This is a genomic window from Aquitalea denitrificans (assembly GCF_009856625.1).
Classification (GTDB): domain Bacteria; phylum Pseudomonadota; class Gammaproteobacteria; order Burkholderiales; family Chromobacteriaceae; genus Aquitalea; species Aquitalea denitrificans.
Window position 1 is genome coordinate 3,961,789 of record NZ_CP047241.1, and the last position, 10,794, is coordinate 3,972,582.

Genomic DNA, 10,794 nt, shown 5'->3' on the forward strand with positions numbered 1-10,794 from the left:
TCTATCTCCTTACTCCGCAGCGGCCGGGGTGGCGGTCAGATCGATTTCCTGACCCTGAACCAGGCTAACGTAGGCCTTTTTCCAGTCTTTACGACGGCCAAAGGTACGGCCAAAGCGCTTAACTTTGCCCTTTACGTTAACAGTGGATACGCCTTCAACTTTTACGTTGAACAGCATTTCTACTGCAGCCTTGATCTCCGGCTTGGTAGCATCGGTAGCAACACGGAATACAACTTGCTGATGCTTCTCAGCAACCATGGTGCTCTTTTCGGAAACAACCGGGGCCAGAATTACTTGCAACAGACGTTCTTGATTCATGCCCACTGCTCCTCCAGATGCTGCACCGCCTCACGAGTGATGACGATCTTCTTGAAACGCAGCAGGCTGTACGGGTCAGCTTGTTGTGCTTCGATCACCAGCACGTTCGGCAGATTGCGCGAAGACAGATAGAGGTTTTCGTCCAGTTCACGGGTAATGAACAGAGCCTGTTCCAGACCCATGGACTTAACCACACCTACGAATTCCTTGGTTTTCGGCGATTCAACCGACAGCGAATCAACCACGATCAGACGTTCGTCGCGAACCAGCTGGGACAGGATAGCTGCCATACCAGCGCGGAACATCTTGCGGTTAACCTTCTGAGAGAAATTCTCATCCGGGCTATTCGGGAAAGCACGACCACCACCACGACGGTTCGGAGTAGAAGTCATACCGGCACGTGCGTTACCAGTACCCTTCTGCTTGAACGGCTTTTTGGTGGAGTGGTGTACTTCGGCACGAGTCAGCTGAGCACGGTTACCGCTGCGAGCATTCGCCAGGAATGCAGTCACAACCTGGTGAACCAGGGCTTCATTGTATTCGCGACCGAACAGAGTCTCGGAGGCCTGCAGGCTGCCAGCAGCCTGACCTTGGCTATTGATTACTTTCAATTCCATCACGCACCTGCCTTCACGCTAGGACGAACGACTACGTCGCCGTTCTTGGCGCCAGGAACGGCACCCTTAACCAGAAGCAGCTGACGCTCGGCATCAACACGAACAACTTCCAGGCACTGAACAGTGCTCTTGACGTTGCCGTACTGACCAGCCATGCGCTTACCCGGAAAAATACGACCCGGATCCTGAGCCTGACCAATGGAACCCGGCGTGTTATGCGAACGGGAGTTACCATGGGAAGCACGGTTGGAAGAGAAGTTGTGACGCTTGATCACACCGGAGAAACCCTTACCCTTGGAGGTACCGGTTACATCAACCAGTTGGCCTACGGCGAAGATTTCAACGGACAGTGCATCACCCGGCTTCAGGGTGGAGAGAGCTTCTGCGGACAGAACGAATTCGTTCAGACCCAGACCTGCTTCAACGCCAGCCTTGGCAAAGTGACCGGCAGCCGCCTTATGAACGCGGTTTGCCTTACGGGTGCCGAAGGTAACTTGAACGGCGGAGTAGCCGTCAACTTCAGCGGTTTTGATTTGCGTGACGCGATTAGCAGACATGTCCAGCACAGTTACCGGGATGGAAGCACCATCTTCGGCAAAAATGCGGGTCATGCCGACTTTGCGACCGACAAGACCTAAACTCATGTTTATATCCTTTTGCAGGCGCCGATTACGATTGACCGGCATACAAAAACAAAAGCGGACTCGCAAAATTGCGAGTCCGCTAATGTATCACAAGAAAATCAGCAATCGCAAGCACTTAGCTAACGATTGCCTGGTTTCATGCAATTACTGCAGCTTGATTTCCACATCCACACCGGCCGGCAGGTCGAGCTTCATCAGAGCGTCAACGGTCTTGTCGGTCGGATCTACGATGTCCATCAGACGCAGGTGGGTACGGATTTCCAGCTGATCGCGGGAAGTCTTGTTCACGTGCGGGGAACGCAGTACGTTGAAACGCTCGATTTTGGTCGGCAGCGGAACCGGGCCCTTAACAACAGCGCCGGTACGCTTGGCAGTTTCAACGATTTCCTGGGCGGAACGATCGATCAGGTTGTAATCGAAGGCCTTCAGGCGGATGCGGATTTTCTGGCTTTGCATAATATCAGCTCCGAATTAGGCGAGGATCTTGGCAACAACACCGGCGCCAACAGTACGGCCGCCTTCACGGATCGCGAAACGCAGACCTTCTTCCATAGCGATCGGAGCGATCAGTTCTACGGTGATTTCCACGTTGTCACCCGGCATTACCATTTCCACGCCTTCGGCCAGGGTAACTGCGCCAGTTACGTCGGTCGTACGGAAGTAGAACTGCGGACGGTAGTTAGCGAAGAACGGGGTGTGACGACCGCCTTCATCCTTGCTCAGCACGTATACCGATGCGCCGAACTTGGTGTGCGGGGTGATGGTGCCCGGCTTGGCCAGAACCTGACCACGCTCCACGTCTTCACGCTTGGTGCCACGCAGCAGAACGCCTACGTTGTCACCAGCCTGACCTTGGTCCAGCAGCTTGCGGAACATTTCCACGCCGGTGCAGGTGGTCTTCGCGGTTGCCTTCAGGCCCACGATTTCCAGTTCTTCACCAACCTTAACGATGCCGCGTTCTACACGACCAGTCACTACAGTACCACGACCGGAGATGGAGAATACGTCTTCGATCGGCAGCAGGAACGGCTTGTCAACTGCGCGTTCCGGAGTCGGGATGTAGGAGTCCAGAGCAGCAGCCAGACGGAAGATGGACGGTTCGCCCATTTCGGATTGGTCGCCTTCCAGTGCCAGACGGGCAGAGCCGATTACTACCGGGGTGTCATCGCCCGGGAAATCGTAGGAAGACAGCAGATCGCGCACTTCCATTTCAACCAGTTCCAGCAGTTCTGCGTCGTCAACCAGGTCAGCCTTGTTCAGGTAAACGATGATGTACGGTACGCCAACCTGACGGGACAGCAGGATGTGTTCGCGAGTTTGCGGCATCGGGCCGTCAGCTGCGGAGCACACCAGGATCGCGCCGTCCATCTGGGCAGCACCGGTAATCATGTTCTTAACGTAGTCGGCGTGACCCGGGCAGTCTACGTGAGCGTAGTGACGTGCTTCGGTTTCGTATTCTACGTGAGCGGTATTAATGGTAATACCACGTGCCTTTTCTTCCGGCGCGCTGTCGATCTGGGAGTAGTCCTTGGCTTCGCCACCGAACTTCTTCGACAGAATGGTGGTGATCGCTGCGGTCAGGGTGGTCTTACCATGGTCAACGTGACCGATGGTGCCGACGTTTACGTGCGGTTTGGTCCGCTCAAACTTTTCTTTTGCCATTTTGCAAAAATCCTTAATTAAAGAACATTAGATCAGAGCTGGCCAACACGGAGCCGGCCAGCTTCAGCGCGCATTACTTCTTGGCGGCCATTACGGCTTCAGCAACATGCTTCGGTGCTTCAGAGTAGTGCTTGAACTCCATGGAGTAGGTAGCACGACCCTGAGTAGCGGAACGCAGGTCGGTGGAGTAACCGAACATCTCGGCCAGCGGTACTTCGGCCTTGATCTTCTTGCCACCCAGACCATCATCGTCCATACCTTGCACGATGCCGCGACGACGATTCAAGTCGCCCATTACATCGCCCATGTACTCTTCCGGCGTTTCAACTTCCACGGCCATCATCGGCTCGAGGATGCACGGACCGGCACGGCGCATGGCTTCCTTGAAGGCGATGGAACCAGCCAGTTCGAAGGCGATCTGCGAAGAGTCGACATCGTGGTAGGAACCGAAAGTCAGACGCACAGTCACGTCAACTACCGGGAAGCCAGCCAGAATACCGTTGCTCAGCGAGTTACGGATACCCTTGTCAACGGAAGGAATGAATTCACGCGGAATCACACCACCCTTGATTTCGTCGATGAACTTGTAGCCCTGACCTTCGCCAGACGGCTCCAGAGTGATCGTACAATCACCGTACTGACCCTTACCACCGGACTGCTTGGCGTGCTTACCTTGCACATCGGTAACGGTCTTGGTGATGGTTTCGCGGTAAGCAACTTGCGGAGCACCCACGTTGGCTTCAACACCGAATTCACGACGCATACGGTCAACCAGAATTTCCAGGTGCAGTTCACCCATACCGGAAATAATGGTTTGGCCGGATTCTTCGTCAGTGCGTACGCGGAAGGACGGGTCTTCCTTGGCCAGGCGGTTCAGGGCAACGCCCATCTTTTCCTGGTCAGCCTTGGTTTTCGGCTCAACGGCAACGTGAATTACCGGATCCGGGAATTCCATGCGTTCCAGGATCAGCGGAGCATCAACGGCACACAGGGTTTCACCGGTGGTCACTTCCTTCAGGCCGATAGCAGCAGCGATGTCACCAGCGCGTACTTCTTCGATTTCCTTACGGTCGTTGGCGTGCATCTGTACGATACGGCCGATACGTTCCTTCTTGCCCTTGACGGAGTTCAGTACGGTATCACCGGACTTAACCACACCAGAGTAAACGCGGAAGAAGGTCAGCTGACCTACGTACGGGTCATTCATCAGCTTGAAGGCCAGAGCGGAGAAGCTCTCGTCGTCGGAAGCCTGACGGGTAACCGGAGAGCCATCATCCAGCTCGCCCGGAACCGGCGGAACGTCCAGCGGGCTAGGCAGCAGTTCAATCACGGCGTCCAGCATGCGCTGAACACCCTTGTTCTTGAACGCGGAGCCGCACAGCATCGGCTGGATTTCGCAACGCAGGGTACGCTGACGCAGACCATCGACGATTTCTTCCTCGGTCAGCGCTTCGCCGCCCAAGTACTTGTCCATCATTTCGTCGCTGACTTCAGCAGCGGCTTCCACCATCTTCTCGCGCCATTCTTCGGCTACGGGAACCAGGTCGGCAGGGATGTCGCCATACTCGAACTTCATGCCTTGAGAGGCTTCGTCCCAGATGATGGCTTTCATCTTCAGCAGGTCAACCACGCCGGTGAAACCGTCTTCAGCACCGATAGGCACAACGATAGGTACCGGATTGCCACGCAGGCGAGTCTTCACCTGTTCAACCGCACGGAAGAAGTTGGCACCTTGACGGTCCATCTTGTTCACGAAGGCGATACGCGGAACCTTGTACTTGTTGGCCTGACGCCATACGGTTTCCGACTGGGGCTGTACACCACCCACAGCGCAGTAAACCATTACCGCACCATCCAGTACACGCATGGAACGCTCTACCTCGATGGTAAAGTCCACGTGACCCGGGGTGTCGATGATGTTGAAGTGGTGAGCCGGGTACTGCAGGCCCATACCCTTCCAGTAGGTGGTGGTGGCAGCAGAGGTAATGGTAATACCACGTTCCTGCTCCTGCTCCATCCAGTCCATGGTGGCGGCGCCATCGTGAACTTCACCGATCTTGTGGTTAACACCGGTGTAAAACAGAATACGCTCGGTAGTAGTGGTCTTACCGGCGTCAATGTGAGCGGAGATACCGATATTACGGTAGCGCTCAATGGGGGTCTTTCTAGCCACGATCTACACCTTATTGTGTGGTTGCGCTTAGAAACGGAAGTGCGAGAAGGCCTTGTTGGCTTCTGCCATACGATGCACTTCATCACGTTTCTTCATGGCACCGCCACGGCCTTCAGCCGCGTCGATCAGCTCACCGGCAAGGCGCAGGTCCATGGACTTTTCGCCACGCTTACGCGCAGCATCACGCAGCCAGCGCATGGCCAGAGCCATACGACGGGACGGACGTACTTCAACAGGAACTTGATAGTTTGCACCACCTACACGGCGGCTTTTTACTTCAACAACCGGCTTGGCATTGGTCAGTGCGGTATTGAACACTTCCAGTGCGCTCTTGCCAGTTTTCTTTTCGATCTGTTCCAGAGCACCGTAGATGATGCGTTCTGCAACGGCTTTCTTGCCGTCGATCATCACCACGTTCATGAACTTGGACAGATCTTGGGAACCGAACTTCGGATCCGGCAGAATCTCGCGCTTGGGGACTTCTCTGCGTCTTGGCATGTTACTTCCTTCATTATTCAGTTGAGCTTGGGCTCATGACCACCCATTAAAAGCAGTCACTTACTCGACGACCTCAGGCCGCCGCTAGTACATCCCAATTATTTAGGACGCTTGGCACCGTATTTGGAACGGGACTGCTTACGGTCCTTAACACCTGCGGTGTCCAGGGAGCCGCGTACGGTGTGGTAACGCACACCCGGCAAGTCTTTTACACGACCGCCACGGATCAGCACTACGGAGTGTTCCTGCAGGTTGTGGCCTTCACCACCGATGTAGGAAATCACTTCGAAGCCGTTGGTCAGACGAACTTTGCACACTTTACGCAGGGCGGAGTTCGGCTTTTTCGGGGTGGTGGTGTAAACACGGGTGCACACGCCACGCTTCTGCGGGCAAGCTTCCAGCGCAGGCACCTTGCTGTTCACGGTCAGGACCGTACGGCCCTTGCGAACGAGTTGGTTAATGGTTGGCATTACTATCAGTTCCTAGTTGATTCATTCTGCAGACAACACGTCTCCAGAAGGACGGAGGATTATATTTTAGTCAAATACTTACCGTCAAATAAAAAACGCCACGCCTGCAACGTTAACCGTTGAAGGCGCAGCGTTTTTTCAACAACTGCCTATTTCGCGAGAAATCAGCCGTTGTTTTCCATCTCGTCTACCGGTTGCTCTTCCAGCAGCTGGGAGCCAGAGGTATCCAGGCCCAGACCCTGACGACGACGGGTACGGTGGTAAGCCAGACCGGTACCAGCCGGAATCAGGCGACCCACGATCACGTTTTCCTTCAAACCGCGCAGATCATCCTTCTTGCCCATGATGGCCGCTTCAGTCAGCACGCGGGTGGTTTCCTGGAAGGAAGCCGCCGAGATGAAGGAGTCAGTGGACAGGGATGCCTTGGTAATACCCAGCAGGATATTTTCAAACTGGGCAGGCTCCTTGCCTTCAGCCAGCATCTGGTCGTTCATTTCCAGAACGTCCGCACGCTCTACCTGCTCACCCTGAATGAACTCGGTATCGCCACTATCGGAGATGATGACACGACGCAGCATCTGGCGAATGATCACTTCGATGTGCTTGTCGTTAATCTTCACGCCCTGCAGACGGTACACTTCCTGTACTTCCTGCACGATGTAGCGGGCCAGCGCCTCGATACCCTGCAGACGCAGGATGTCATGCGGATCGACCGGGCCGTCGACAATGGATTCACCACGGTTGACTACCTGACCATCGTGCACCAGTACGTGCTTGTCCTTCGGAATCAGGTTCTCGTAGCCACTGCCTTCCAGATCGGTAATGATCAGGCGCTGTTTGCCCTTGGTGTCCTTACCGAAGGAAACGGTACCAGTCACCTCGGCCAGCATGCCGGCATCCTTCGGCGAACGGGCTTCGAACAGCTCGGCCACACGCGGCAGACCACCGGTAATGTCGCGAGTCTTGGACGATTCCTGCGGGATACGGGCCAGCACTTCACCCTTGCCCACGTCCTGGCCGTCACGCACGGTAATGATGGCGCCCACCTGGAAGGTAATGGATACGGAAGCATCCGAACCTGCCAGTTTCACTTCCAGACCGTTTTCGTCCAGCAGCTTCACCAAGGGGCGCAGCATCTTGGACTGCGAACCGGCACGACGCTTCGGATCAATCACCACCAGCGTGGACAGACCGGTCACTTCGTCGGTCTGCTTGGCAACGGTGTTGCCCTCTTCCACGTTTTCGAACTTCACGCGGCCAGCATACTCGGTGATGATCGGACGGGTGTGCGGGTCCCAGGTAGCCAGGACTGCACCAGCCTTGATCACCAGGCCGTCGGTCACCATCAGGGTGGCACCGTACGGTACTTTGTGACGTTCGCGCTCGCGGCCCATATCGTCATGGATCACCACTTCACCGGAGCGGGTGATCACGATCAGCTCGCCCTTGGTGTTGGCTACATAACGCATCTGGCTGGAGAAGCGTACGGTACCGTTCGACTTACCTTCAACCTGGCTGGCTGCGGCATTTCGCGACGCGGCACCACCAATGTGGAAGGTACGCATGGTCAGCTGGGTACCCGGCTCGCCAATCGACTGGGCGGCAATCACACCGACTGCTTCACCGGCGTTCACGCGCTTGCCGCGTGCCAGGTCGCGACCGTAGCACTTGGCACACAGACCATAACGGGTGTCGCAAGTGATGGCTGTGCGGACCTTGACTTCGTCGATACCCAAGCTGTCGATGACGTCAACCATGTGTTCATCGAGCAGGGTACCGGCTTCCAGTACGGTTTCACCAGTCGACGGATCAACCACGTCAACTGCGGTAACACGACCCAGAATACGGTCACGCAGGGCTTCGATGACGTCACCGCCTTGCAGAACCGCCTTCATGGTGAAGCCGTTGGTGGTACCGCAATCATCTTCGATCACCACCAGATCCTGCGTCACGTCTACCAGACGACGGGTCAGGTAACCGGAGTTAGCCGTCTTCAAGGCAGTATCCGCCAGACCCTTACGGGCACCGTGGGTGGAGATGAAGTACTGCAGAACCGTCAGACCTTCACGGAAGTTGGCGGTAATCGGCGTTTCGATAATCGAGCCGTCCGGCTTGGCCATCAGACCCCGCATACCGGCCAGCTGCTTGATCTGGGCTGCGGAACCCCGCGCACCAGAGTCGGCCATCATGTAAATGGAGTTGAAGGATTCCTGATCGACTTCCTTGCCGTCGCGGTCCAGCACCTTCTGCTTGGACAGCTCGTCCATCATGGCCTTGGCGATCTTGTCGCCGGTACGGCCCCAGATGTCCACTACCTTGTTGTAGCGTTCGCCCTGGGTAACCAGACCTTGACGGTACTGCTCTTCGATTTCCTTGACTTCCTTCTGGGCTTCGCCCAGCAGTTCCACCTTCTTGCCCGGGATTTGCATGTCGTCCACGCAAATCGAGATACCGCCACGGGTGGAGTAGGCAAAACCGGTGTACATCAACTGGTCGGCGAAGATCACGGTATCGCGGATGCCGCAACGGCGGAACGATACGTTGATCAGCTTGGAGATTTCCTTCTTCTTCAGCGCCTTGTTGATGTGCTCGAACGGCAGGCCCTTCGGCAGGATGTCAGACAGGATTGCGCGGCCAACCGTGGTGTTGTAGCGCTTGATCACCGGCTGGAATTCGCCCTGTTCGTCCTTTTCCCATTCTTTCAGACGAACGGTAATGCGGGTAGCCAGTTCAACCTGACGGGTTTCGTAAGCGCGATGCACTTCCTTGGTGTCGGCAAATACCATGCCTTCACCCTTGCCGTTTACCTTGTCGCGGGTCATGTAGTACAGACCCAGCACGATATCCTGGGACGGTACGATGATCGGGTCGCCGTTGGCCGGGGACAGCACGTTGTTGGTGGCCAGCATCAGGGTGCGGGCTTCCATCTGCGCTTCCAGCGACAGCGGCACGTGAACGGCCATCTGGTCACCGTCAAAGTCGGCGTTGAATGCCGCGCAGACCAGCGGGTGCAGCTGGATGGCCTTGCCTTCGATCAGTACCGGTTCGAACGCCTGGATACCCAGACGGTGCAGGGTCGGCGCACGGTTCAAGAGGACCGGATGTTCGCGGATCACGTCTTCCAGGATGTCCCATACTTCCGGCACTTCCTGCTCGACCAGCTTCTTGGCAGCCTTGATGGTGGAGGCCAGGCCCATGACTTCCAGCTTGTGGAAGATGAAGGGCTTGAACAGTTCCAGCGCCATCTTTTTCGGCAGACCGCACTGATGCAGACGCAGGGTCGGGCCTACGGTAATCACGGAACGGCCGGAGTAGTCGACACGCTTACCCAGCAAGTTCTGACGGAAGCGACCGCCCTTACCCTTGATCATGTCGGCCAGCGACTTCAGCGGACGCTTGTTGGCGCCGGTCATGGCCTTGCCACGACGGCCGTTGTCCAGCAGCGAGTCAACCGATTCCTGCAACATGCGCTTTTCGTTGCGCACGATGATGTCCGGCGCACGCAGTTCCAGCAGACGCTTCAGACGGTTGTTACGGTTAATGACGCGGCGGTACAGGTCGTTCAGGTCGGAAGTGGCGAAACGGCCACCATCCAGCGGTACCAGGGGACGCAGTTCCGGCGGCAGCACCGGCAGCACTTCCAGAATCATCCATTCCGGCTTCATGCCGGAGCGCTGGAAGGCTTCCAGCACTTTCAGACGCTTGGCGATCTTCTTGATCTTGGTGTCGGAATTGGTGGCTTCCAGCTCGCGACGCAGGGTCTCGATCTCGGTATCCAGGTTCAGACGCTTCAAGAGTTCGCGTACGGCCTCGGCACCCATCATGGCGACAAATTCTTCGCCGTACTGGTCTTCCTTGTCCAGGAAGTCTTCTTCGGTCAGCAGCTGGCGGTATTGCAGCGGAGTCATGCCCGGATCGGTCACGACGAATGCTTCGAAGTACAGTACGCGTTCGATGTCGCGCAGGGTCATGTCGAGCACCATGCCCAGACGGGACGGCAGGCTCTTCAGGAACCAGATGTGTGCAGTCGGGCTGGCCAGCTCGATGTGGCCCATGCGTTCGCGACGCACCTTGGACAGGGTAACTTCAACGCCGCACTTCTCGCAGATTACACCGCGATGCTTCAGACGCTTGTATTTGCCGCACAGGCATTCGTAATCTTTTACCGGCCCGAAGATACGGGCGCAGAACAGGCCGTCACGTTCCGGCTTGAAGGTACGATAGTTGATGGTTTCCGGCTTTTTGACTTCACCATAAGACCAGGAACGGATCTTGTCGGGCGAAGCGATGCCGATTTTAATCGCATCAAACTCTTCTTCTTGCGTTACCTGCTTAAAGAGGTCGAGCAGAGCTTTCATTGCGTCTCCAGTCAGGGGACAGGAGGCGCGGCATGATGCCGCGCCTTCTCACCC

The 10,794-nt window shown here is 56.2% G+C and carries 9 protein-coding genes; all 9 read right to left on the bottom strand.

Annotated features, from left to right (window positions below):
* Positions 1 to 9 precede the first annotated feature (9 nt).
* The gene (gene rplW / locus GSR16_RS18350) at positions 10 to 324 is read right to left on the bottom strand and encodes a 50S ribosomal protein L23 (protein ID WP_197077176.1); all 315 of its coding nucleotides are present in this window, start codon (positions 322 to 324) and stop codon (positions 10 to 12) included.
* A complete protein-coding gene (gene rplD, locus GSR16_RS18355) occupies positions 315 to 935 on the bottom strand; it encodes a 50S ribosomal protein L4 (protein WP_089083687.1) in 621 nt (206 codons plus the stop codon). Before rplD ends, rplW begins: the two co-directional genes overlap by 10 nt.
* Positions 935 to 1,579, bottom strand: a complete 645-nt coding sequence (gene rplC, locus GSR16_RS18360; protein ID WP_159879910.1) for a 50S ribosomal protein L3 — start codon at positions 1,577 to 1,579, stop codon at positions 935 to 937. Before rplC ends, rplD begins: the two co-directional genes overlap by 1 nt.
* A gap of 144 nt (positions 1,580 to 1,723) precedes the next feature.
* The gene (rpsJ, locus tag GSR16_RS18365; RefSeq protein ID WP_017507377.1) at positions 1,724 to 2,035 is read right to left on the bottom strand and encodes a 30S ribosomal protein S10; all 312 of its coding nucleotides are present in this window, start codon (positions 2,033 to 2,035) and stop codon (positions 1,724 to 1,726) included.
* A gap of 15 nt (positions 2,036 to 2,050) precedes the next feature.
* Positions 2,051 to 3,241 (bottom strand): elongation factor Tu, encoded by a 1,191-nt coding sequence (gene tuf / locus GSR16_RS18370; protein WP_159879912.1) that lies wholly within the window; start codon positions 3,239 to 3,241, stop codon positions 2,051 to 2,053.
* Positions 3,242 to 3,314: 73 nt separating this feature from the next.
* Positions 3,315 to 5,414 carry an elongation factor G gene (gene fusA / locus GSR16_RS18375; protein ID WP_159879914.1) on the bottom strand — a complete coding sequence of 700 codons (2,100 nt, stop codon included), beginning with the start codon at positions 5,412 to 5,414 and terminating at the stop codon, positions 3,315 to 3,317.
* A 27-nt stretch (positions 5,415 to 5,441) separates the two neighbouring features.
* Positions 5,442 to 5,912: a 30S ribosomal protein S7 gene (gene rpsG / locus GSR16_RS18380; protein WP_159879916.1), complete on the bottom strand. Its 471-nt coding sequence runs from the start codon at positions 5,910 to 5,912 to the stop codon at positions 5,442 to 5,444.
* A gap of 98 nt (positions 5,913 to 6,010) precedes the next feature.
* The gene (gene rpsL / locus GSR16_RS18385) at positions 6,011 to 6,382 is read right to left on the bottom strand and encodes a 30S ribosomal protein S12 (protein WP_059285905.1); all 372 of its coding nucleotides are present in this window, start codon (positions 6,380 to 6,382) and stop codon (positions 6,011 to 6,013) included.
* A gap of 164 nt (positions 6,383 to 6,546) precedes the next feature.
* On the bottom strand, positions 6,547 to 10,740 hold the full coding sequence (rpoC, locus tag GSR16_RS18390; protein ID WP_159879918.1) for a DNA-directed RNA polymerase subunit beta': 4,194 nt from the start codon (positions 10,738 to 10,740) through the stop codon (positions 6,547 to 6,549).
* Positions 10,741 to 10,794 lie beyond the last annotated feature (54 nt).